Origin of the sequence: Curtobacterium sp. 260 (assembly GCF_030803485.1) — a bacterium.
GTDB lineage: Bacteria > Actinomycetota > Actinomycetes > Actinomycetales > Microbacteriaceae > Curtobacterium.
In genome coordinates, this window is sequence record NZ_JAURUY010000017.1 from 1 (window position 1) to 23113 (window position 23113).

At 72.9% G+C, this 23113-nt stretch carries 23 protein-coding genes and 1 tRNA gene; 14 read left to right on the plus strand and 10 right to left on the minus strand.

The genetic code is table 11. From position 1 onward, the window contains the following. Positions 1-315: 315 nt before the first annotated feature. Entirely contained in the window at positions 316-1764 is a 1449-nt protein-coding gene (locus J2X59_RS14490) for an SPFH domain-containing protein (protein WP_066656505.1), read from the plus strand. A 32-nt stretch (positions 1765-1796) separates the two neighbouring features. Here J2X59_RS14490 and J2X59_RS14495 read toward each other — a convergent pair whose 3' ends face one another. The 3 genes from J2X59_RS14495 to J2X59_RS14505 form a co-directional block, all read right to left on the minus strand. Beyond that, positions 1797-2279, minus strand: coding sequence for a hypothetical protein (locus J2X59_RS14495; protein WP_251160898.1), 483 nt, complete (start codon positions 2277-2279; stop codon positions 1797-1799). Positions 2280-2447: 168 nt separating this feature from the next. After that, the gene (locus J2X59_RS14500; protein ID WP_066656492.1) at positions 2448-2723 is read right to left on the minus strand and encodes a GlsB/YeaQ/YmgE family stress response membrane protein; all 276 of its coding nucleotides are present in this window, start codon (positions 2721-2723) and stop codon (positions 2448-2450) included. A gap of 136 nt (positions 2724-2859) precedes the next feature. Continuing rightward, positions 2860-3123 carry a glutaredoxin family protein gene (locus J2X59_RS14505; protein ID WP_066656489.1) on the minus strand — a complete coding sequence of 88 codons (264 nt, stop codon included), beginning with the start codon at positions 3121-3123 and terminating at the stop codon, positions 2860-2862. A 126-nt stretch (positions 3124-3249) separates the two neighbouring features. Between J2X59_RS14505 and J2X59_RS14510 the strand changes: the two genes are divergently transcribed. The 6 genes from J2X59_RS14510 to J2X59_RS14535 all read left to right on the plus strand — a co-directional run bounded on the left by J2X59_RS14510 (position 3250) and on the right by J2X59_RS14535 (position 9444). Then, on the plus strand, positions 3250-4965 hold the full coding sequence (locus J2X59_RS14510) for an adenosylhomocysteinase (protein ID WP_326497136.1): 1716 nt from the start codon (positions 3250-3252) through the stop codon (positions 4963-4965). Further along, entirely contained in the window at positions 4962-6383 is a 1422-nt protein-coding gene (locus J2X59_RS14515) for an amidohydrolase family protein (RefSeq protein WP_326497137.1), read from the plus strand. The genes J2X59_RS14510 and J2X59_RS14515 overlap by 4 nt, the downstream gene beginning before the upstream one ends. Continuing rightward, positions 6380-6904: a cupin domain-containing protein gene (locus J2X59_RS14520; protein WP_235426380.1), complete on the plus strand. Its 525-nt coding sequence runs from the start codon at positions 6380-6382 to the stop codon at positions 6902-6904. The genes J2X59_RS14515 and J2X59_RS14520 overlap by 4 nt, the downstream gene beginning before the upstream one ends. 95 nt (positions 6905-6999) lie before the next feature. Next, on the plus strand, positions 7000-7824 hold the full coding sequence (locus tag J2X59_RS14525) for an ABC transporter substrate-binding protein (RefSeq protein ID WP_326497138.1): 825 nt from the start codon (positions 7000-7002) through the stop codon (positions 7822-7824). Between the two features lie 4 nt (positions 7825-7828). After that, positions 7829-8707, plus strand: a complete 879-nt coding sequence (locus J2X59_RS14530; protein ID WP_326497139.1) for an amino acid ABC transporter permease — start codon at positions 7829-7831, stop codon at positions 8705-8707. Next, entirely contained in the window at positions 8704-9444 is a 741-nt protein-coding gene (locus tag J2X59_RS14535; protein ID WP_066656477.1) for an amino acid ABC transporter ATP-binding protein, read from the plus strand. The genes J2X59_RS14530 and J2X59_RS14535 overlap by 4 nt, the downstream gene beginning before the upstream one ends. A 24-nt stretch (positions 9445-9468) precedes the next feature. Here the strand turns inward: J2X59_RS14535 and J2X59_RS14540 are convergent, their stop codons facing one another. Then, positions 9469-10434 (minus strand): NAD(P)H-quinone oxidoreductase, encoded by a 966-nt coding sequence (locus J2X59_RS14540; RefSeq protein WP_326497140.1) that lies wholly within the window; start codon positions 10432-10434, stop codon positions 9469-9471. Positions 10435-10565: 131 nt separating this feature from the next. Here J2X59_RS14540 and J2X59_RS14545 point away from each other — a divergent pair, with 131 nt between their 5' ends. Beyond that, positions 10566-11054 carry a hypothetical protein gene (locus tag J2X59_RS14545; RefSeq protein ID WP_326497141.1) on the plus strand — a complete coding sequence of 163 codons (489 nt, stop codon included), beginning with the start codon at positions 10566-10568 and terminating at the stop codon, positions 11052-11054. A gap of 71 nt (positions 11055-11125) precedes the next feature. Here J2X59_RS14545 and J2X59_RS14550 read toward each other — a convergent pair whose 3' ends face one another. The 3 genes from J2X59_RS14550 to J2X59_RS14560 form a co-directional block, all read right to left on the minus strand. Then, entirely contained in the window at positions 11126-12001 is an 876-nt protein-coding gene (locus J2X59_RS14550; RefSeq protein ID WP_066656468.1) for an aldo/keto reductase, read from the minus strand. A gap of 126 nt (positions 12002-12127) precedes the next feature. Beyond that, entirely contained in the window at positions 12128-12619 is a 492-nt protein-coding gene (locus tag J2X59_RS14555; protein WP_209685471.1) for a DUF6264 family protein, read from the minus strand. A 9-nt stretch (positions 12620-12628) separates the two neighbouring features. Next, entirely contained in the window at positions 12629-13516 is an 888-nt protein-coding gene (locus J2X59_RS14560; RefSeq protein WP_200884115.1) for an HpcH/HpaI aldolase/citrate lyase family protein, read from the minus strand. 112 nt (positions 13517-13628) lie between these two features. On the opposite strand from J2X59_RS14560, the gene J2X59_RS14565 reads away from it, so the two are divergent. Both J2X59_RS14565 and J2X59_RS14570 read left to right on the plus strand, forming a co-directional pair. Continuing rightward, positions 13629-17456 carry an AAA family ATPase gene (locus J2X59_RS14565; RefSeq protein WP_326497142.1) on the plus strand — a complete coding sequence of 1276 codons (3828 nt, stop codon included), beginning with the start codon at positions 13629-13631 and terminating at the stop codon, positions 17454-17456. A 325-nt stretch (positions 17457-17781) separates the two neighbouring features. After that, positions 17782-18366, plus strand: coding sequence for a CDP-alcohol phosphatidyltransferase family protein (locus tag J2X59_RS14570; protein WP_326497143.1), 585 nt, complete (start codon positions 17782-17784; stop codon positions 18364-18366). Positions 18367-18489: 123 nt separating this feature from the next. On the opposite strand, the gene mscL is transcribed toward J2X59_RS14570, so the two are convergent. Genes mscL through J2X59_RS14585 form a run of 3 tightly spaced genes read right to left on the minus strand, consistent with a single transcriptional unit; the run spans position 18490 to position 19929 of the window. Further along, a complete protein-coding gene (mscL, locus tag J2X59_RS14575; RefSeq protein ID WP_066656454.1) occupies positions 18490-18990 on the minus strand; it encodes a large conductance mechanosensitive channel protein MscL in 501 nt (166 codons plus the stop codon). Positions 18991-19046: 56 nt separating this feature from the next. Further along, positions 19047-19343, minus strand: coding sequence for an FmdB family zinc ribbon protein (locus tag J2X59_RS14580; protein WP_251155753.1), 297 nt, complete (start codon positions 19341-19343; stop codon positions 19047-19049). Between the two features lies 1 nt (position 19344). Then, the gene (locus tag J2X59_RS14585; RefSeq protein WP_326497144.1) at positions 19345-19929 is read right to left on the minus strand and encodes a 5-formyltetrahydrofolate cyclo-ligase; all 585 of its coding nucleotides are present in this window, start codon (positions 19927-19929) and stop codon (positions 19345-19347) included. A gap of 113 nt (positions 19930-20042) precedes the next feature. Between J2X59_RS14585 and galU the strand changes: the two genes are divergently transcribed. The 4 genes from galU (at position 20043) to J2X59_RS14605 (ending at position 23111) form a co-directional block, all read left to right on the plus strand. Then, the gene (gene galU / locus J2X59_RS14590; protein WP_066656448.1) at positions 20043-20933 is read left to right on the plus strand and encodes a UTP--glucose-1-phosphate uridylyltransferase GalU; all 891 of its coding nucleotides are present in this window, start codon (positions 20043-20045) and stop codon (positions 20931-20933) included. Between the two features lie 89 nt (positions 20934-21022). Beyond that, positions 21023-21682, plus strand: a complete 660-nt coding sequence (locus J2X59_RS14595; RefSeq protein ID WP_326497145.1) for a GNAT family N-acetyltransferase — start codon at positions 21023-21025, stop codon at positions 21680-21682. Between the two features lie 128 nt (positions 21683-21810). Then, a complete protein-coding gene (locus tag J2X59_RS14600; protein ID WP_326497146.1) occupies positions 21811-22953 on the plus strand; it encodes a hypothetical protein in 1143 nt (380 codons plus the stop codon). Between the two features lie 82 nt (positions 22954-23035). Continuing rightward, positions 23036-23111: transfer RNA gene (locus J2X59_RS14605), tRNA-Ala, on the plus strand. The last annotated feature ends 2 nt before the right edge of the window (positions 23112-23113 follow it).

Here is a 23113-nt window from a genome sequence, read left to right on the forward strand (position 1 = left end):
CGGCCCCGGGGGGGGGGCCGGGGCGGGGGGGGGGCCCCCCGGGGGGGGGGGGGGGGGGGGGGGGGGGGGGGGGGGCGCCCCCCCCCCGGGGGGGGGGGGGGGGGGGGGGGGGGGCGGGCCCCCCCCCCCCCCGCGCCTCCCGTCGTGCGTGCGACCGTGTCGCGTGGCCGGTCGGTCCTGGTGGCCGTCCGGTCCTCCACAGCTCCGGTCGTCGTCCTGCCGCTGCGGTCCCCGCGCTCCTAGGATGGGCGCAACGGAACAACAGATGCGGAATCCCGGTCACGACCGACCGTGCCGGAGCCGCTGGGGGGAATCATGGAAGTCCTGCTCGCACTCGGCGCCGTCCCGCTCGTCATCGTGGGGATCATCGTCCTCGCCGTGATCGCGCTCGTGTACGCCAAGCTCGTCTACCGCAACGCCGGTGCGGACGAGGCGATCATCATCACCGGGAAGCGGTCGCGGAAGGTCAAGAACCCCGACGGCACCGAGACCGTCGAGTCCGGCATCAAGGTCGTCCTCGGTGCGGGTGTGCTCGTCCGACCGTTCTTCGAGCGGGTGGCGAAGATCTCGCTGTCCTCGCGTGCGATCGACATCAACGTGAACGCGCAGGACTCCCGCGGCGTCACGATCGACGTCGAGGCCGTGGCGCTCGTCAAGGTGGGCGAGGCCGATGCGTCGATCCGTGCTGCTGCGCAGCGCTTCCTCGGCCAGGAGAAGAAGATCGACGACTTCGCGCGCGAGGTCCTGTCCGGTTCGCTCCGCGCGTCGATCGGCGCGACCGACGTGTCGACGATCATCCGCAACCGCGACCAGCTCACGGTGGCGGTCCTCGACGTCGCCAAGGACGCCCTGCACAGCCAGGGTCTCGACGTCGACTCGTTCGAGATCAAGGGCATCTCGGACCGCAACGACTACATCAGCGACCTCGGTCGTGCCGAGCGCGCCCGCGTCCGGCTCGAGGCGGAGAACGCCGAGGCCCAGGCCGACCGCGAGGCACGCGAAGCCCGGGCCACCGCCGACCAGGCGATCGCCGAGGCCGAGAACACCCTCGCCATCCGTCGTGCGGCGCTGCAGCTCGACGCCGACCGGGCGTCGGCCGAGGCTGCAGCGGCCGGTCCGCTCGCGCAGGCTCGCGCGTCGCAGGGCGTCGTCGAACAGGAGCAGATCACGGCGCAGAAGCGCGCCGAGCTCCGTCGTGCCGAGCTCGAGTCCGAGGTGAGCGCGGTCGCCGAGGCGAACGCGCGCAAGACCCGGGTGGAGGCCGAGGCTGCTGCGGCTGCCCAGGTCGAGACGGCCCGTGCGCAGGCCGAGGCCCGACGCATCTCGGCCGAGGCGGTCGCCGCCGAGGCCCAGGCCGAGGCTGCCGCCCGCAAGCTCGCCGCCGACGCCTCACGTGCGGAGGGTGAGGCCGCGGCCGACGCCATCCGTGCGAAGGGTCAGGCCGAGGCCGACGCGACGAAGGCCCAGGCCGACGCGCTCGCACAGCACTCCGAGGCCGTGCTCCGGGTGAAGGCGCTCGAGACGCTGCCGAGCATCGCCCGCGAGCTCGCGGCGCCGATGGGCAACATCGACAAGCTGACGGTCGTGTCCTCGGACGGCGCAGGCGCCCTGTCGAAGAGCGTCGTGAGCCAGTTCAGCGAGGTCGACGCGCTGCTCGGTACCACGGCCGGCTTCACGCTGAGCGACATCGTGAAGAGCACGACGACCGGCCAGGCCGCTGCCCGGGCGGTCGCGCGTGAACAGGACGCCGCGCCGGTCGACTGACGGGCTCGGTCATGCGCACGGGCGCGGTCGGGTCAGCCCCGGTCGCGCCCGTCGTCGTCCCGGTGTCGCTGCTGGCCGCCGGCGTCCTCGCGCTGGTCCTCAACCGGGTCGCTGTCGGTGGCCGGGTCGCCGTCGGTGACCGGGTCACCGTCGGTCGACTCCTGCGGCCGTCCCTGCAGCGCATCCCGCTCGGCGGCCAGACGCTGCTGCCAGACGACGCTGCGGGCGGCGCCCTCGAGCACGTCCTCGACCTGCCCGCCGGTCTTCGCTGCGAGTGCGCCGCTCAGGCCCGCGGTGAGGGTGCCGCCAGCGGCAGCGAGGCGTTCCATGACCTCCTCCTGCCGGGGCGTGAGGGGTTCGTCGACCATGCTGTCCACGGTCTCGCGGATGTTCGCCTCGCTGGCGTCGAGCGAGGCGTCGTCCCCGGCGTGCAGTGCGGCGGCCTCGCCGACGACGACGAGTCCGAGCCGTGCGGCGTCGTCCTCGGGACGGGGGCGTTCGTTCTCGTCGGTCATGGCGGGGACGCTACGCCCCGGCCGATGTACGGCCGTCAGCACCCTGTCCCCCCTGCTCGGGGTCGACCGGTCGCACGGGACGACGAAGGACCCCGGACCGTCACGGTCCGGGGTCCTTCGTGGTGCCGCTCCGACACCCCCACGTCGGTCAGTGGCGCCTGCCGGTGGTCAGCGGCGCGCGCCGCGACCCGCGAAGCGCGTGTAGAGGAACAGCACGATGACGGCACCGATGATCGAGCCGATGATGCCGGCCGGCTGGAAGAAGCCGTCCATCGGGTCGTGCTGGAAGATGAGGAACCCGAGGAAGCCGCCGACGAACGAGCCGATGATGCCGAGCACGATCGTCATGAGGATCGACATGTGCTGCTTGCCGGGGATGATCAGCCGGGCGAGGGCGCCGGCGATGAGGCCGATGATGATGAGGCTGATGATGAGACCGAGCACGGTGTCCTCCTTGGGTCAGACCTGTCGCGGTCCGGGGGTGTCCGCGATCTGGGTCGGCCCCGATTGAACACCGCTCTTCCCCAGCGTGTTCACAGCCTGCATGGAGGCGCAGGTGGAGCGCCGGCGCTACCGGGGGTCACACCGCCCCGGACGACTCCAGCTCCGCCTGCAGCTCGGTGTCCGAGGGCTCCACGAAGTGCTTGCCGTTCGGCAGCACCACGACGGGGATGTTCTTGCGGCCGCTGATGGCCTCGGCCCGGTCGGCGGCGGACAGGTCCGCCTCGACGTCCACGTAGTCGTAGTCGACCCCGAGGCGGTCGAGGAGCGCCTTCGAGCGTCGGCAGTCGCGGCACCAGTCCGCGCCGAACATCGTCACCTTGTCGAACGTCGCATCTGTCATGTCCTCACAGTACGTCCGACGGCCGCGGGACATTCCCGCGTCGACGCCCACGCCCCGACGACGCGTGACCGCATGACCGTCAGCCCGCGCGACTCCGCGCCGACCCGCACGCCCTACGATGGCCCCATGCCGCAGCGACCCGACCCCGAGCGGGCCGCATGGGCCGCGGCAGCCGTCCGACGCTTCGCCGCGGCGACCAACTTCCTCGTCGCCGGCCGCACCGTCCGTGTGCTCGGCGGCGACCCGCGTGACGCCGCGGCGCTCGTCGCACTGCTCACCGGGCTCGGTGCACGCACCGCGGTGGGCCCCGCCCCTGCGGACCACGAGCCGGTCGACGACGAGCCGATCGACCAGCTCTGGTGCCTCGGTGACCCGGACGAGTCGACCGCTGCCGTCGAGCGCGAGACCGACCGGCCCCGCGGTGCGACCCTCGTGGTGGTGGACGCCGGCCGGTACGTCCCCGCGGTCGACGAAGACGCCTTCGGCCCGGACGCCCCAGCCCGCCCCGGGGTGCTCGCCGTCCCGACGTTCTCCGACGACGTGTTCCTCGTCTCCACCGGTCGGGAGCCCGAGGACGACCCTGCCGCCGAGGACCGCATCCGCTGGGCGCGCAGGTCGATGCCGGTCGCCCGTGCGGTCGCCGCGGAGCTCCGTGACGGCGGGCTGCTCCGCGGTACCCGGGTCGGCGTCGCGATGGTGCTCGAGCCGAAGACCGCCGTGCTCAGCCTGCTCCTGCGCGACGCGGGCGCCGAGGTCGTCGTGTACGCGCACGCCGACGAGACGGACGACGCGGTCGCGGACGTGCTCCGCCGCGCCGGGATGCCGGTCCACGCGGACAGCACCGCGTCGCTCGCCGAGCAGCACCGTCTCGCCCTGGCGATGCTCGACACGCGTCCGCACGTGCTCCTCGACGACGGCTCGCACCTGATCCGCCTCGCGCACCAGGAGCGGCCCGAACTGTTGCCGACCATGCTCGGCGCCGCGGAGGAGACGACGAGCGGCCTCCGACCCCTCCGCGTCATGGCCGAGCGCGGCGAGCTCGGCGTCCCCGTGATCGCGGTGAACGACGCCCGCGCCAAGACCTGCTTCGACAACCGCTTCGGCACCGGCCAGTCCACGGTGTTCGCGACGCTCGACCTGGTGGACGCGCTCCCGTCTGCCGTGCACCGGGTCCGGCCGGGAGGCACGGCGGTCGTCGCCGGCTTCGGTCCCGTCGGCGAGGGGGTCGCCCAGGTCCTCGTCGCGCTCGGCTTCCGGGTCACGGTCGCCGAGGTCGACCCGGTCCGCGCCCTGCAGGCGCGCTTCGCCGGGCACGCGGTCGCACCGTTCGTCGACGCGGTGCGCGACGCCGACCTCGTGGTGAGTGCCTCCGGGGTGGCGGACACCGTGGACCACACGGTCCTGCGCGCGTGCGCGGTCGGTGCGGTCGTGTCCGTCGCGGGGGGCGTCGACGACGAGGTCGCCCTGTCCGCGGCGGCCGCCGCCGGTGCGGTCCGGACGGCCGTGGCGCAGCACGTGGAGCGCCTGACCTGGCCGGACGGCCACCAGGTGCTCGTCCTCGCCGGGGGCAACGGGGTGAACACGAGCGCCGCCGAGGGCAACCCCGTCGAGATCATGGACCTGTCCTTCGCGGTGCAGCTCGGCGCCCTGCGGATGCTGCTCGAGCGCGGCGACGAACTCCCGCGCGCCGTCGTGCCGGTCGACCCCGCGGTGGACGAGGCGACCGCCCGCGTCGCGCTCGCCGCGTGGGGGAGCCGGGTCGCTCCTCCCGTCCGGATCGCCGAGCAGCCCGCCGACCGCGAGCCGGACGTGCGGACGCACCGGTTCGGGACACCCCGGTGACCGCGTCGCCGGTCGTGGTGCACTCGGCGCGCGTCGTCGTGCCGATGACGGCACCGCCGATCGCCGACGGGGCGGTCGCGGTGCAGGACGGACGGATCCTGCACGTCGGCGACCGGTCGTGGGTGGTCGACCAGCTCGACGCCGCCGGGCGCACGTGCACGGAGCGGCGCTGGCGGGGCGCGCTCCTGCCGGGTCTCGTCAACGCGCACACGCACCTGCAGTACACCGGCATGTCCGGTGTCGGTCAACGACAGTACGCGGGTTTCGAGGACTGGGCGGCTGCGTTCAACCTTGACTACGCGCTCCCGCACGACTGGCGGGCGGAGGCGTCCGCGGGCGCCGTCGCATCGATCGCGGCGGGCGTCACGAGCATCGCGGACGTGGTGACCGACATCGAGGCTGCGGACGTCCTGGAGCAGCACGGCCTCGGCGGGATCGCCTACTGGGAGGTCATGGACTGGGAGAACGCGGCGTGGGAGTCCCACGGGCGCGACCAGGTGCTCGACGAGCTCGCACGGATCCCGACCACGCCCGGGGCGGGGCTGTCGCCGCACGCGCCGTACTCCCTCGACGTGGCACCGCTGCTCGAACTGCCGGACATCGTGCGCCAGCGGGGGCTCCGGCTGCACCTGCACCTGGGCGAGGCGGCGTTCGAGGGGGAGCGGGTCTCGCTCGGGCCGGTCCCGGGGCTCGAGGGCGTCGACGGCGTCGGGCACACCGCGGACTGGCACCTGGCGAACGTGCCGTCCTTCCGGGCCATGCGGGCGCTCGGCTTCGGCGCCAGTGCCACCGCGTTCGTCGACCGGCTGGGCGTGCTGGGCCCCGACTGCCACATCGCGCACGGCGTGTACGTGACCGCGTCCGACCGAGCCCTCCTCCGGGCACGTGGGACCACGGTCGCGCTCTGCCCCCGGTCGAACGCCGTCATCGGCCTCGACCCGCCGCCCGTGGCGGACTACCTGCGCGAGGGCAGTCCGATCGCGATCGGCACCGACTCCCTGTCGTCGTCGCCGTCCCTCGACCCGATGGCCGACGTCACCGCACTGCACCGCATCGCCCGCGCCCAGGGGTACGCGCACCGCGACCTGCACGAGCGGCTGCTGGCGGCGGCGACGCTCGGTGGCGCGCACGCGATGGGGACGGCGGTCGGGCCGGACCGCGTCGGACACCTCGCCGTCGGGGCACGAGCCGACCTGGCCGTGTTCGACGTCGACGCCCGGACCGTGCCCGACGCGCTCGCCGAACTCGTCGAGGACGGTGCCGGCCGCGCCGTCGCGACGATCGTCCGCGGCGTCGTGCGGGCCACCGACGGCACCGTGCACCCGCTCGACCCCGAGACAGCCCCCACCCGGGGCCCCGGTTCCGGGGACACCCGGGGCCCCGTCCCCCACCACGTCCGTCCCCAGGAGGAACGATGACCGACACCGCACCCCGCCCCGGCATGGTCGCCCGCCGCACCGTCGGCGGCGAGCTGATCGAGTGGCTCGACGTCCCGCAGCGCGCGGCCGCCCTCGGCATGGAGCCGCACCCGGAGGGCGGTTGGTACGTGCGCACGTGGACCTCGCCCTCGACCGTCGAGACCCCGGCCGGCGAGCGTCCCGCCGCGACCCTCATCCACTTCCTGCTGCCCCCGGGCGAGGCCTCCGCCTGGCACCGTGTCACGAGCGACGAGATCTGGATGTGGCACGGGCCGGACACCGTCGTGCTCGAGCTCGGCGGCTCCGGCGACCGGCCCGAGCCCGGGGACCGGATCACCCTCGGCCCGGACGCCGGCCGGCACCGGCTGCACGACGCCCAGGCCTTCGTGCGCGGTGGGGTCTGGCAGCGCACCCTGCCCGGCGACGGCGAGGTGCTCCTCAGCTGCATGGTGTCGCCCGGGTTCTCGTTCGACGACTTCACGATGGCGGGCGACACCGACGGCGACGCCGCGACCGCGTAGTCGACGGTCATCCGCGTCGCGGTGGTATCCCACGCGCCGGTACACTGCCTCCTGCCCGCTCCACCCCGCTCTGTCCCGCTGACGAAGGCCCTCCCGTGACCCGCACCCGCCGTCTGTCCCTCGCCGTCGCCACCGCCACGGTCGCCGCCCTCGCGCTCGCCGCCTGCTCCGCCGGTGGGAGCAGCACCGGGAGCGACGGCACCGTCACGGACGGCAAGCTCACGATCGCGACCGGCCAGCCGGCCTACTCGCCCTGGGTGGAGGACGACGACCCGCAGTCCGGCAAGGGCTTCGAGTCCGCCGTGGCCTACGCGGTCGCGAAGGAGATGGGCTACGCGAAGGGCGACGTCGTCTGGAAGCGCAGCACCTTCGACAGCGCCATCGCCCCCGGCCCGAAGGACTGGGACCTCAACGTCCAGCAGTTCTCGATCGACGCGAAGCGCAAGAAGGCCGTCGACATGTCCACGCCGTACTACACGACCACGCAGGCCGTCGTGACGACGTCGGGGTCGAAGGCCGCGAAGGACACCACCGTCGCCGCACTGAAGGGCGACACGATCGGTGTCGCCTCGGGCTCCACGAGCATCAGCTCCGTGAAGGACGTGCTCGGCGTCACTCCGCAGGTGTTCAACTCGAACGACGACGCCGTGCTGGCGCTGAAGTCGGGTCAGATCGACGCCATCGTGACCGACCTGCCGACCGCCTTCTACATGGCCGCCGCGCAGCTCGACGACGGCACGGTCTCGGCGCAGTTCCCCGAGGACGGCTCCGGCGACCAGTTCGGCTTCGTGCTGCCGAAGGGCTCCGCGCTGACGAGCAAGGTCGACAAGGCTCTCGAGGCCCTGGAGAGCGACGGCACGCTCGCCGACCTGCAGACGAAGTGGCTCTCCTCGGAGACGAACGCCCCCGTCCTGAAGTAGCCCGGTGACCGCCCCAGCAGGTGCCGGTGCCCCGGTGACCGCTCCAGCGCCGAGCCAGGTCGAGCTCGAACGACGGCTCTACCGTCGGCAGCGCGGCCGCCGCTCGGTCGTCGTGTCGGTCGTCTCGACGTTCGTCGTGATCGCGGTCGTCTGGCTCGGCGTCGTGAACACGCCCGGCTGGGCCGCGGTGCAGCAGTCGTTCTTCGACCCGCAGACCGCGATCGACACCTTCCCGGCCGTCCTGCTCGGGCTGTGGCTGAACATCCGCATCCTGTTCTTCAGCGCGATCGGCGTCGCCGTGCTCGGCACCCTGCTCGCCGTCGTGCGGGGGCTGCGGAACCCGGTGTTCTTCCCACTGCGGATGCTCGCCACCGCCTACACCGACCTGTTCCGGGGTCTGCCGCTCATCATCGTGCTCTACCTGGTCGGCTTCGGCATCCCGGGGCTCGGCATCTTCCCGCGGCAACCCCCGGAGGTCTGGGGCACCATCGCGATCGTGCTCACGTACTCGTCCTACGTCGCCGAGGTGCTCCGCGCCGGCATGGAGGCCGTGCACCCGTCCCAGCGCCTCGCAGCCCGGTCGCTCGGCCTGTCCCACGCCGGGACGCTGCGGCTGGTCGTGCTGCCCCAGGCGATCCGCAAGGTCACCCCGGCGCTCATGAACGACTTCGTCTCGATGCAGAAGGACGTCGGCCTGGTGTCGATCCTCGGCGCCGTCGACGCGGTGCGGAGCGCTCAGATCGCACAGGCCGAGACCTACAACTTCACGCCGTACCTCGTCGCGGGGCTGCTGTTCGTCGTGATCAGCCTCCCGCTCATCCGGGTGACGGATGCCATCGCTCGACGGCAGCAGTGTCGCGAGCAGATCGGGGGGACGGTGTGAGCGAGTCGGTGGTCCTGGAACTGCGCGGACTGCGCAAGACGTTCGGCGAGCACGAGGTCCTGCGGGGGATCGACCTGACCGTGCACCGCCACGAGGTGATCTGCGTCATCGGGGCGTCCGGCTCCGGCAAGTCGACACTGCTGAAGACGGTGAACCTGCTCGAGGGCATCGACGACGGCGAGATCCTGCTCCAGGGGACGGACATCGCCGACCCCCGCACCGACGTCGACGCCACCCGCGCCCGGATCGGCGTGGTCTTCCAGCAGTTCAACCTGTTCCCGCACATGCGGGTGCTCGACAACGTCACGCTCGCGTCCCGTCGGGTGCACGGCATCGCCCGGGCCGAGGCCGAGGCGACCGCCCGCCGACTGCTCGACCGGATCGGCCTGGGCGACTTTGCCGGGGCGTACCCGGACCGGCTCTCCGGCGGGCAGCAGCAGCGTGTCGCCGTGGTGCGGGCGATCGCGACGTCGCCGGAGCTGCTCCTGCTCGACGAGGTGACGAGCGCCCTCGACCCGCAGCTCGTCGGCGAGGTGCTCGACCTCGTCCGCGAGCTCAAGGAGCAGGGCGCCACGATCCTGATGACCACCCACGAGATGTCCTTCGCCCGCAACGTCGCCGACCGCATCGTGTTCCTGCACCAGGGCGAGGTGGTCGAGCAGGGTGCGCCGGCCGACGTGCTCGACCGGCCGCAGCACCCGGCGCTCGTCGAGTTCCTGTCCCGCGTCCACGCCTGACCCCGCGTCCACGCCTGACCCGGGTCACACGGCGAGCAGCACCTTGCCGATGACCTCGCCGTCGCGGACCCGGCGGTGTGCCTCCGCTGCCTCGGCGAGCGGGACCACCGAGTCGACGATCGGTCGCACGCTGCCGTCGGCGACGAGCGGCCAGACGTGCTCGCGGACGGCGGCGACGATGGCGGCCTTCTCGTCGAGCGGCCGGGCTCGGAGCGTCGTCGCGCTGATGGTCGCACGCTTCCGCATCATCGCGCCGAAGTCGAGCTCGCCCTTCTGCCCGCTGCCCGCCGCGATCACGGCGATGTGTCCGTTCGGTGCGAGCACCTCGAGGTGCTTCGCGAGGTAGTCCGCCCCGACGACGTCCAGCACGACGTCGACCCCGCGGCCGTCGGTGAAGTCGCGGGCGCGCTCGACGAAGTCCTCGGTGCGGTGGTCCACCACGAGATCGGCGCCGAGCTCCCTCGAAGCACGCACCTTCCGCTCCCCGCCGCTCGTCGCGATCACCCGGGCACCGAGCGCCTTCGCCCACACGACCGCGTGCGATCCCATGCCGCCCGTGCCGCCGTGCACCAGCAGGGTCTGCCCGGGCCGGAGCCCCGCGAGCATCCCCACGTTCGAGTACACCGTGCACGCGGCCTCGGGCAGTCCCGCGGCCTCGACCAGGTCCACGCCGTCGGGCACCGGCAGCACCTGGGCCGCGGGCACGGCCACGAGGGTCGCGTAGCCGCCACCCGACAGCAGCGCGCACACCCGGTCACCCACCGCGAACCCGTCGACGCCGTCGCCGAGCGCGCGGACCGTCCCGGAGACCTCGAGGCCCAGCACATCGGACGCGCCGGGCGGCGGCGGGTAGTTGCCCGCGACCTGCTGCAGGTCGGCGTTGTTGACCCCGGCCGCTGCCACCTCGACGAGGACCTCGCCCGGCCCGGCGACCGGGTCCGGGTGCTCGTCGAGTCGGAGTCCGCCGTCGTGTGCCGTGATCGCCTGCATGCCCTCGACCGTACGCCCCGCGGCAGGGCAGACCGGCACGGCTCGTGGCACGGCAGGCCCGACGGACGCCGTGTACCGTCGGTGCCGATCCGCGCCGCTCCGTCGCGCGGGCACGACCAGGGGGGACGTCCATGTCCAGGAAGACCATCGCCGTCGCGACCGCGGCACTCGCCGTCGCACTGCTCGCCGGCTGCTCGAACGGGGGCTCCGGGAACGGCGGCGCCGAGGGCTCCGGCTCGGCGGCCTCCTCGGCCCCGAGCTCCGCGGCGCCGCAGGCCGCGTCCCAGAGCAAGGCCGAGGCGTGCAACGCGTTCCAGTCGAAGGTCGAGGACGCCGCGAAGGGCCTGCAGTCGCAGGTCACGGAGCTGCAGTCGGACCCGCAGGCAGCCGTCGCGAAGCTCGAGGAGTTCGACCAGTCGCTGTCCGACGGCGTCGACGCGGTGCAGAACGCCGACGTCAAGCCGAAGGCCGAGGCGTTCCGGTCGGCGTACACCGACATGCTGACGCAGATCAAGGCGATCACGGCGGACCCGCAGTCGGCGGACCTGTCGGCGTTCTCGGACACCACGCAGAAGGTCCAGGACGCGGGGACCGACTTCCAGCAGGCCTGCACGTCCTGACCGCCGCAGCACGACGACGCCCCGTCCACCGATCGGTGGACGGGGCGTCGTCGTGCGGGTGCTCCGGCCCGTCAGGCCGCCGGTCGAGCAGCGTCGAGCCGGGCGACGTCCTCGTCGCGGAGCTTCACCGTCGCCGCGACGACCGAGTCCAGGATCGACTGCGGCCGCGACGCACCCGGGATCGGGATCACCACGTCGCTCTTCTGCAGCTCCCACGCCAGCGCCACGACCTGCGGCGACACGTCGCGCTCGCGGGCGATGACGGCGAAGTCCTCGTACGCGGTCCCCAGGTCGGCGGCCTTCGCGATGCCGCCGAGGGGGCTCCACGGCAGGAACGCGATGCCGAGCTCGTCGCACAGCTCGAGCTCCGGCTCGCTCGACCGGAACGCCGGTGAGAACTGGTTCTGCACCGAGACGAGGCGGCCGCCCAGGACCTCGTTCGCCTCACGGATCTGGTCGGGGTCGGCGTTCGAGATGCCCGCCATGCGGATGACGCCCTCGTCGAGGAGCTCCGCGAGTGCCCCGATCGAGTCCGCGTAGGGCACCGACGGGTCCGGCCGGTGGAACTGGTACAGGCCGACGGCGTCGACACCGAGGCGCTTCGCCGAGGCCTTCGCGGCCTCCTTGAGGTACTCCGGTCGGCCGTCCTGCGCCCACGCGCCCGGTTCCGGCCGCAGGTGGCCGCCCTTCGTGGCGACGAGCACCGCGTCGGTGTCGCCGTGGAACTCGCGGATCGCCTTCGCGATGAGCTCCTCGTTGTGCCCGACCTCGTCCTTGGCCGCCTGGTGGTAGGCGTCCGCGGTGTCGATGAGGGTGACGCCCGCCTCGAGGGCGGCGTGGATGGTCGCGATCGCCTGTCGCTCGTCGGGCCGCCCCTCGATCGACATGGGCATCCCGCCCAGTCCGATCGCGCTGACCGACACGTCTCCGATGACTCGTTGCTTCATGCGCCCAGCTTGCGCCGGTCGACCGGGGCGACGCCCAGCGTGCGCGGACGGGACAGGCCGACGGGACCGCCGGACGGGAGGCCCGTGGCGGCCCCACCACGCGCCTCCCGTCCGGCGGACGCCGCGCTAGGGGAGCTGCAGTGCGGTCACCTGGCCGGCCCCCGTCGCCGGGTCGGTCGCCTGCGCGAACACGACCCCGCCCCAGGTGACGACCACGATCGCCAGGACGAACCCGAGCGCGGCGATCCACCACGACGAACGACGACGCACCCAGGCGCCGACCGCGAGCACGACCGTCGCGACCCCGATGACGAAGGACCCGCCGACCGCGATCGCGGCGCCGCCGAGGAAGCGGCCCGGCGAGCACCCCGTGGCCGCGTCACAGCCCGCGGTGGCCGAGACGACCGCGATGATCCCGACCACCAGGGTGAGGAGCGTCAGGAGGGCACCGGCTGCGAGCAGGAGGACGGTCGACACCCGGTCCGCGACCCGGCCCGCGGGGAACAGCGTCGTGCCGCCACGCGCCCACGCGGCGCGTTCGGTGCTGCCCGGGCCCGACTGCGACGGACCCGAGGGTGAGGACTGCGGCGGACCGCCGGACGGGTGCGACCAGGTCATGCGACCGGTCTACCGTGCCTCGACGCCGAACGCCCGGGCGAGCCGCTGGATCTTCTGCGCGCGGCCGAGTCGCGGGAGGTCGGAGCCGTCGCGGATGACCTGCCCGCGGGCGTCGAAGTCGTCGAGGAAGTCCTGCGCCCAGGCGACGTCGGTCGGCGTGGGGGAGATGACCTCGTTGATGACCGGCAGCTGCTCGGTGTCCAGGCAGAGCTTGCCGGTCAGGCCGAGCGACACCGCCACCTGGGACTGCTCGCGGAGGATCGCGTGCGCCGAGCCGACCGTCGGGCCGTCGATCGGACCCGGCAGGTCGCCCACGCGCGAGGCGACGACGAGCCGGGAGCGCGGGTAGGCCATGGCGAGCGTGTCGGCCGAGGTGCCGGTGTCGCGGCGGTAGTCACCCGAGCCGAAGGCCAGACGGAAGGCGCCCTGTGCCTTCGCGATCGACGTCGCCTCCTCGATGCCGAGCGCCGACTCGACCAGGGCGATCACCGGGGTGTGGCCGCCGAGCCGGTGCCACGTGTCGGTGACCTGCGCGGGGGACTCGGTCTTCGCGAGCATCACGCCCTGCAGGCCCGGGAGCCCGCGGAGCTCCTCGACGTCGTCCGCCCAGAAGTCCGTCGTGACGTCGTTGATCCGGACCCAGGCCTCGCCGCCGCCCGCGAGCCACGAGGCCACGGTCGTGCGGGCACCCGGCTTCGCGGCGGGGTCGACGGCGTCCTCGACGTCGAGGATGATCTGGTCGGCGCGCGACCGCTGTGCCCGCTCGAACCGGTCGGCTGCGGTGCCGGGCACGAGGAGCCACGACCGCGAGATCTCGGCGGGGACCGACCGACGCCGGTCCGGCCGGGCCGACGAGGGTGCGGGGGCGGACGGGGCGGTGCGGTCGTCGATGGCCATGCCACGTTGCTACCACACCGGCCGGTCGGACCACGTACCGGGCCCGCACGGAAAGCCGGAAACGTCGGGTCATTGCCAGGGAGGCCGCCCGCTTCCGCCTACAGTGTCGGATGTGTGGCGAGACAGGGTGACCGACGGCGCGGACGACGCGGATGACGACGTCCCCGTCCAGGGCGCCGACGCGCCCGAGGACGGGCGCGAGCAGCGGGAGGGCGACCGGAGCGACGAGCCGGACCGCACCCTGCGGCCGGAACTGCAGCTCACGAGCCCGCAGGCGATCAGCCTGGGCGACCCGCGCCTCCAGGCCGGCAACGCCGCCGAGCCCACGTGGGACGCCTGGCGGACGCAGCTGACCGGTGTCGGCGGCACGAGCCCCCTCACGCACTTCACTGACCACCCGCGTGCCCGGATCGAGCTGTCCACCACGCACCCCGGCGGACTCGCGCAGTTCATCACCGGCAAGACGACGCTGCTCTCGAGCCTGATCCGCGACGAGGTCGCGCTGCGCGCCGCGCGTGTCGCCGCCGCCCAGGTCGAGGCGAAGGGCACCGAGCTCGCGACCGTGCGCGGGATCGACGCCGTGAAGCTCGGCATCGGCATGGCCGACTGGCAGCACGGCGACGAGCACTTCCGCGGCCCGGTGCTGCTCCGCCCGCTCGCGATCCGTCGGCACGGCCGTGACTTCGAGGTGCGCCTGCTCGGCGAGCCGGTGCTCAACCCCGGGCTGGCCGACGCGCTGCACGAGCAGTACGGCGTCATCCTCGACGCCCAGTCCTTCGTCGCGCTCGCGCAGCAGGACGGCTCGTTCACCCCGAACCCCGTCATCGACCGGCTCCGCGGCCTGACCGCGCACATCCCCGGCTTCTCGGTGCACGCGCGCCTGGTCGTCTCGACCTTCGCCGAGGTCGCCAGCGGCATGGTCGAGGACACCGGCGACCTGTCCCACCCGGTGCTCGACGCGCTCGCCGGCAACCCGAGCGCGAAGTGGCAGGTCGAGCAGTCCTACCACCCGGTCGAGCAGACCCCGTCGGACGAGCGCAGCCCGGAGACCGACACGCTGCTGCTCGACGCCGACGACGAGCAGGAGAACGTGATCGCGCAGATCACGGCGGGCAACTCGATCGTCGTGAAGACCCTGCCGGGCACCGGCGGGACGCAGACGATCGTCAACGCGCTCGGCGGCCTCGTCGCGGCGAACAAGCGCGTCCTCGTCGTGAGCCCGCGGCGGGCGACCCTGCGGGGCATCGCCGCACGCTTCGCCGAGGTCCAGCTGCCGGGCGTCGCCGTCACGCCGGGCACCCTGCGCCGTGACGTCGTCCGGGGCATCGCGCGCAACGAGAAGGCCGCGCGTCCGAACCTCCGCGAGGTCGACGACGCCCTGGTCCGGCTCCGCAAGGTCCTCACCGACTACCGCGGCTCGCTGACCCGCGTCGACCCGGACTTCGGCGTCTCGGTGCTCGACTGCCTGGTCGAGCTGTCCCGGCTGTCGCTCCTGCCGGTGCCGCCGTCGACGACCGCCCGACTGTCGAAGCGGTCCGTGACGAGCATGGTGGAGGGGCGTTCGCGCGTCGCCGAGACCATGGTCAGCGCGGCCAACCTCGGCGAGTTCCGCTACGGCCCGGACGACTCGCCCTGGTACGGCGCCAAGTTCGGCTCGAGCGACGGCGCGCAGCGGGCGCACAAGACCGCGAAGGACCTCGACGCCGACGGTCTGCCGACGCTGCTGCGCCGCGCGCACGACCTCGTGGCGTCGACCCACATGCGGCAGTTCACGACGATCAACGAGCTCGGCATCTACCTCCGCCTGCTCACCGAGATCCGGGACACCCTCGACCGCTTCCTGCCCGTCGTCTTCGACCGGTCGGTGTCGGAGCTCGTCGCCGCGACGGCCCCTCGTGGCGAGGGCGCCCCGATGTCGTCGACCAACCGTCGTCGGCTGAAGAAGCTCGCGCGTGAGTACGTCCGACCGGGAGTGCACGTGTCCGACCTGCACGAGGCGCTGACCCGCGTGCAGCAGCAGCGCGTGCTCTGGCAGCGTTACGTCGCGGCCGGCGTGAACCCCGAGGTGCCCACGGGCATCGGGGACGTGCAGGTGCTCTTCTCGAACGTCGTGCAGGACCTCGCCCGACTCGACGAGCCCCTCGGCCGGACCGAGCGGGACCGCCAGCTCGCGAACCTGCCGATCGACGAGCTCGTCCCGACGGTCGCCCGCCTGGCCGAGGAGTCCGACGTCCTGCACAACCTGCAGGAGCGCACCGAGCTGATGCAGACCCTGCGCGACCTGCAGCTCGAGCCGCTCATCACCGACCTGGCGCACCGCCACGTGCCGGACACCCAGGTGCCGGCCGAGCTCGAGCTCGCCTGGTGGCAGTCCGCGCTCGAGACGATGCTCGAGTCCGACCGGGCGCTGCTCGGCGGCAACACCGACATGCTCGACCGGGTCGAGGCCGACTTCCGGCTCGTCGACGACGCGCACGCGGCCGGGGTCTCCCAGGGCCTGGCGTGGCAGCTCGCCGAGAACTGGAAGGTCGGGCTGGTCGACTGGCCGGACGAGGCGACGTCGCTGAAGACGCAGCTCAAGGAGGGCGCGATCACCTCGCGCCTGCTGCAGGACTCCGCGCCGCACCTGTCCCGGTCGATCGCGCCGGTCTGGCTCGCCTCGCCGTACGAGGTCCCCGAGATCGCCGACACGATGCCGTTCGACACGGTGATCCTCGTCGACGCCGGTGCCGTCACCATCGCCGAGACCGTCGGCGCCGTCCGTCGCGCCCGCCAGACCGTCGTGTTCGGTGACCCGGTGACGCAGACCCCGTCGCCGTTCCGGATCGCGGTCGACCCCGACCACCGGGCACTACAGGTGGACGAGGGCACGCTCGACGCCCTGCACGCCGACTCCGCGCTCGCGAAGCTGTCGACGCTCCTGCCGACACTGTCGCTCACGCGGTCGTACCGCGCCGGCGGCGAGGACCTCGCCGAGCTCGTCAATCGCCGCTTCTACGGCGGCCGCATCGAGTCGCTGCCGTGGGCCGGTTCGTTCCTCGGCCACGGCTCGATCGCGATCGACTACGTCAGCGACGGCAAGGCCGTGCCGGACCCCGAGTCGGGGGCGGTCGAGAGCGTCGACGCCGAGGTGGACCGCGTGGTCCGGCTCGTCACCGAGCACGCCCGCACCCGCCCGACCGAGTCGCTCATGGTGATCACGGCGTCGGCGAAGCACGCGGTGCGCGTCGAGCAGGCCGTCCTGACCGCGGCGCAGGGCCACAAGGACCTCACCGAGTTCGTCATCGGCGACCGCGCCGAGCCGTTCATCGTCGCGACGCTCGAGCAGTCCGTGGCACAGAGCCGCGACCGCGTCGTGTTCTCGATCGGGTACGGCCGGACCCCGCACGGCCGCGTGCTGCGTGACTTCGGTCCGCTCGGCAAGCCCGGCGGGGAGCGTCTGCTCGCCGTCGCGATGACCCGCGCGCGCCGGTCGATGGTCATCGTCACGTGCTTCCAGCCGTCGGACATCGAGGCCGAGCGGATGGGCCACGGCACCGTCGCGCTGGCCGAGATCCTCGCCGAGGTCCGCGCGCGCACCGCCGCCGAGTACGTGCCCGACGACTCCGACCCGCTGCTCGTCGACCTCGCCCGACGACTCGAGATGCGCGGCATCCCCGTCGCACTCGGGCACCGGGGCAAGCTCGGCCTGGTCGCGGCGCACGGCGGCGTCTGCGTCACGATCGAGACCGACGCGTCGCTCGTCCGGGGTTCGCTCCGCGAGTCGCTGCGGCTCCGTCCCGAGGTGCTCCGCCGACTCGGGTGGCACTACGTGCGGGTGCACGCGTTCCAGCTGTTCTCCGACCCAGACCGCGTCGCGGACACCGTGGCGTCGGTGCTCGGCGTCGACCGCGGAGCGACCCAGGAGATCTCGATCCCCCCGATCCCCGCACGGCGGTGAGCGGGTCCAGGCGTGCGTCCCGCGCGGCCGGTCCGGTGACGGCGGGGACGGACCAGCTGGTGGGCTCGTGGACGCGGGCCGACGACGTGACGGAGGTCGAGCCTCCTGTCCGTTCCGCGGACGACGGTGCCGGAACCGGTGCCGGCGCCGACACGACCGGCCGCCCGGGAGGCACGCCCCGCCCCACCAGGCGCGTCACCACCGCGCCGGTCACGGGCTACGACCCGGCCGCGCCGCCGGAACCGGCCCGCCACCGCGACGGGGAGAACGACGCCCAGCTGCTGCGCGACGTGCCCCCACACTGGTGACGGGTAGCCTGGGGTCGATGACTGACACCGCGCGACGGCGACCCGACTGGCAGACGTGGCCGAACCTGATCACGCTGGTGCGCTTCCTGCTCATCCCGGTGTTCATCGTCTTCGTCGTGGCCGGCCACCCCGGCTGGGCGCTCGTCACGCTCGTCGTCCTCGGTGTCAGCGACTGGGCGGACGGCTTCATCGCGCGTCGGTTCGACCAGGGCTCCAAGCTCGGCAAGGCGCTCGACCCGATCGCCGACCGTCTGGCGATCATCGCCATCGTGCTGTCGCTCGTGCTCGTCGGCCTGCTGCCGTGGCCGAGCGTCGCGATCATCGTCCTCGTGGACGCGGTGCTCGCGCTGCTGTCCGGCCTGTGGTTCCGCGGCGACCCGGACCTCGACGTCACGTGGACCGGCAAGATCCGATCCGCGCTGCTCTTCGTCGGTCTGCCGCTGCTGCTGTTCTCGTCGACGTCGTGGGCATCGCAGCACGACTGGATCCGGGTGCTCGCGCTCGTCTTCGTCTGGGCGGGCACGATCGGCCACGTCGTCGCCGGTGTGCAGTACGCCCGGGCCCTCGCCGCGAAGCACCGCGCGACGGCCCGCACCGCCTGACGCGGACGCGCGCGGCGCGGGGGTCCGGCCGGCGCCCTCCTGCCCCGTCGAACCAGGAAACCGACGTCGAACCGACCCCGGAGGCTGGTTCGACGTCGGTTCCGTGGTTCGGGATGCCCGCGGCTAGAGCTTCGTCGATCCGCTGATCCCCGGTCCCTCGGGAGCGGTCGACGGGGCGACGTGCGCGCCGCCGCCCGACGCCACCGCGTCGCCGTTCTGCGTGCGGAGCAGGTCGCGGATCTCGAGCAGCACCTCGACGTCGGTCGGCGGGACGTCCTGCGGCGTCTGCTGCTCGTCGTTCTTCACCCGTTCGAAGGCGAGCTTCTTGAGCCGGTTGACCGGGACGACCAGGGCGAAGTAGACGACCGCCGCAACGATGACGAAGTTCAGGACCGCGCCGATGATCGCGCCGAACAGGATGTCCGCCGAGTCCCCGGAGACGGTGGGGATCGACACGACGAGTGCCTTGTCCAGGCTCGACGCGTTGAAGACCGCGCCGATCAGGGGGTTGATGAGCGAGTTCACGATCGCGGTGACGATCGCGGTGAACGCCGCACCGATGACGACCGCGACGGCCAGGTCGATGACGTTCCCGCGGAGCAGGAACTCCTTGAAGCCCTTCACGTGAGCCTCCTTCCGTGTCGAGGAGACCCCACCGTACCGACGGAGACGAGCCCTCGTCAGGAGGCGCTGGGCGCGGCCGGCTTCGACTCGGTCTTCTTCGGCTCCGCCTTCGCCGGCGTGCTCGACGACGGCGAGGACGACGAGGACGACCCCGACGACCCCTCGGCCTTCGGCGTCGACCGCGAGTCGGTGCGGTAGAAGCCGCCGCCGTTGAAGGTGACGCCGACCGGCGAGAACACCTTGCGCAGCGCACCGCCGCAGACGGGGCACTCGGTCAGGGTGGCGTCGGAGAACGACTGCTTGACGTCGAAGGCGTTGTCGCACTCGGTGCAGCGGTACGAGTAGGTGGGCACCCTAGCTCCGGAAGGTGATGATGCGCGACGGCGTGATGATGCCGTCGACGGGTTCGTCGTGGGCCTCGCGCGGGACCTCGTCGAGGTACTCCGCGTCGAAGATCACAGCATAGACGGGCGGCCGGTTCGCCATCGACCCGAGGGTCTTGTCGTAGTAGCCGCGGCCCCAGCCCATCCGGCATCCGTCGTGCCCGACCGCCGCCGCCGGAGTGAGGATCGCGTCGACGTCCCCGAGCGCGAGCGGGGAGAGCACCTCGCCGACGACCTCGGGCATGCCGTGCAGGCCCTCCTGCTCGGAGACCCCGTCGTCGACCGCCCAGTCGAGCAGGCCGTCCTCGCGGGTGATCGGGAGCAGCACCCGGACGCCGTGCTCCTGCGCCCAGCGCAGGAAGGGTCGGACGTCCGGCTCGTCGGGCGCCGACAGGTAGAGCGCGAGCGAGCGCAGCTGCCGTTCCTCCACGAAGCGCTGCAGCGTCGACGTCAGGGCGGTCGTGTCGGTGTCGCGCTCCGTCGTGGTCCGGGTGCGCCGCCGCTGCCGGAGCTCGGCTCGCAGGGCGCGCTTCTCGTTCCCGAGGTCGGCGGTCATGGCGGGGAGTCTACCGAGCGCGGGTTTGCGGCTTCCCGCCGTGGGGCGCGGGATGCCGTGTCCTCCGAAGTGCCCATGCCGGGACCCAGTGGGCGTCCGGTACGTTCGCTGACATGGGCTTCCAGATTTCGAAGGCGGTGATCCCGGCCGCAGGCCTGGGCACGCGCTTCCTCCCCGCGACCAAGGCGATGCCGAAGGAGATGCTCCCGGTCGTCGACAAGCCGGCGATCCAGTACGTGGTCGAGGAGGCCGTGGGCGCCGGGCTGACCGACGTGCTCATGATCACCGGGCGCAACAAGAACGCGCTCGAGAACCACTTCGACCACGTGGCCGAGCTCGAGGAGACCCTCAAGAAGAAGGGCGACCACGAGAAGCTGCAGAAGGTCAACCAGTCGACCGACCTCGCCGACATGCACTACGTCCGTCAGGGCGACCCGCTCGGCCTCGGCCACGCCGTGCTCCGCGCGAAGATGCACGTCGGCCGCGAGCCGTTCGCCGTGCTGCTCGGCGACGACATCATCGACGCCCGCGACCCGCTGCTCAAGCGCATGATCGAGGTCCAGGGCGAGAAGAACGCCACGGTCGTCGCCCTGCTCGAGGTCCCCGAGTCGCAGACCCACATGTACGGCATCGCCACGGTCGAGGAGACCGACACCGACGACGTCGTGAAGATCACCGGCCTGGTCGAGAAGCCCCCGCAGGGCGAAGCACCCTCGAACCTGGCCATCATCGGTCGCTACGTCATCCGTCCCGAGGTCTTCGACGTCCTCGAGAAGCAGGAGCCGGGCAAGGGCGGCGAGATCCAGCTCACCGACGCGCTCATGAAGATGGCGGGCGCCGAGGAGTGGACCGGCGGCGTGTACGGCGTCGTGTTCCGTGGACGCCGGTACGACACCGGTGACAAGCTGGACTACATCAAGGCGATCGTGCAGCTCGCCTCGGACCGCGACGACCTCGGCCCCGACCTCAAGGCCTGGCTGAAGGACTTCAACGCGGGAGAGTAGCCACCCCGTCACGAACGGGTCCGGGGTCCGCCCCGGGCCCGTTCGTGCGTCCACCCGGTCGAGCGCCGGGCACCGGAGGAACCACAGCGATGACGACGATCCCGACCCTGTCCCACGGGCGGGTCACGATCCGGCCCCTCCGGCTCCGCGACACCCGTGACCTCGACGTCGCCCTCGCCACGAACCGCTCGTGGCTGCGGACGTGGGAGGCCACCAACCCCTCCGGACACGTCTCCACCGACGTCCGCGGCAGCATCCGGGCGCTGCAGGCCAACGCCCGCGCCGGGCTCGGCCTGCCGTTCGCGATGGAGCTCGACGGTCGCTTCGTCGGCCAGCTCAACGTGTCCGGCATCACCTACGGCTCGCTCGCCAGTGCGTCCATCGGCTACTGGGTCGTCGAGGGGGCGGCCGGGCACAACGTCACGCCGATCGCGGTCGCGATGGCGGTCGACCACTGCTTCCGGGTCGTCGGCATCCACCGCATCGAGATCTGCATCCGTCCGGAGAACGCGCCGAGTCTGCGGGTCGTCGAGAAGCTCGGCTTCCGGTTCGAGGGCCTGCGCCGCCGGTACATCCACATCAACGGCGACTGGCGCGACCACTTCTGCTTCGCCCTCGTCGCGGAAGAGGTGCGCGAGGGCGTCCTCGACCGCTGGGTCGCCGGTCGCGTCCCGCACGGAGCGGGCAGCGTCCCGGCCGCCGCCCGCGAGGAGGCGGCGACCCCGCTCGACACCCGACCGCGCATCTGACGGTCGTCCCGTCGTCCTGTCACGTCGGCCTGCAGGCGTGACCCGCGTCCCACGGATTCGGTCGCGACTCGCGCAACACGCGTCCGGCAATGGGCGGTCCGGGGAACGCGCACCCCTACCGTGTCCCCATGGCAGGTATCGGCTCCTGGGGCGGCGGCATCGTCCTGCTCATCGCGGCCGTGCTCTGGGTCGTCTACCTCATGCCGTCGTGGGCGGCTCGTCGGCAGTACCTCGCCACCGAGCGGAACGCGATCCGGCTGCAGCAGACGCTGCGCATCCTCGCGCAGACCGCCGAGCTCCCCGACGAGGTCCGGGTCGAGATGAACGCGAAGTCCCTGGCCGAGGCGCAGCGCGTCGCCCGGTCGGAGGAGGCGAAGCGGGCCGCGATCGTCCGAGCGCACGAGGCCGCGCGGCAGCGTGAGATCACCCGGCGCCTCGCGGAGCAGCAGCCCCAGCTCGAGCGGGTGTCGTCCGTCCCCGCACTCACGGCCATGCGGCTGCGCCGCTCCCGGCTCGGTGCGACCCTCTTCGGCGCGCTCGGTGTCCTCGTCGCGGCGGTCGTCTTCGTCGCGGCCCCGGGCGCCTGGCTCGTCGGTGTCGCCGGGCTCGTCGCCGCCGGTGGATCCGCGGCGGTCCTGGCGCAGCTGCACCAGGTCGCCCAGGCGCGGAAGGCGCGTGCCGCGGCGGGCGCTGCGGCGGTGACCCGTGCCTCCCGGCCGTCGACCGCGTGGACGGACCCGGCACCGCCGCTGTCCACCGAGCAGCCCGCCGAGCCGACGCGCGACCGGAGCTGGACGCCGGCCAGCGTGCCGAAGCCCCTGTACGTCGAGCGCCCCGCGGCGCCCGCGCCGTCGCCGGAGTCGTCCGCCGAGCTCGCTGCCCGGCTGCGCGAGCGCGTGGCCGAGGCGAAGGCCGAGGCCGAGGCCGAGGCGGCTGCCATCCGGGCGGGGGAGACCGACCCGACGCTCGCGCGGGTGTCCCGGATGCGGTCCGACGTCGAGGAAGCCGCCGCGTCGCTCTCCGCCCACGACCAGGGCCGTCTCGCCGAGCGACTCGGGCTCCGTGCCCCGGCCGGGGAGGCGGCGCCGTCCCGCCCCGCCGGATCGCCTGCCGCCGGATCGCCTGCCGCCGGACCCGCCGAGCGCGCCGCCGCCGCCGAGCCCGAGCAGCCGGCGACGCCGAGCCGCTGGGCCGGTATGGGGGTCATCGACGACGAGGCGTACCGGCAGACCGACCTCGACGCGATCATGCGTCGGCGCCGCGCGGTCTGACAGCCTCCATGCGCGGCGCGCCCGGACGTGGCGGGCCGATTTCGGTTCGCGCTCCCGGTGGTGCTAGTGTGATCGAGCACTTGGGGCTATGGCGCAGTTGGTAGCGCGTCTCGTTCGCAATGAGAAGGTCAGGGGTTCGAATCCCCTTAGCTCCACCAAG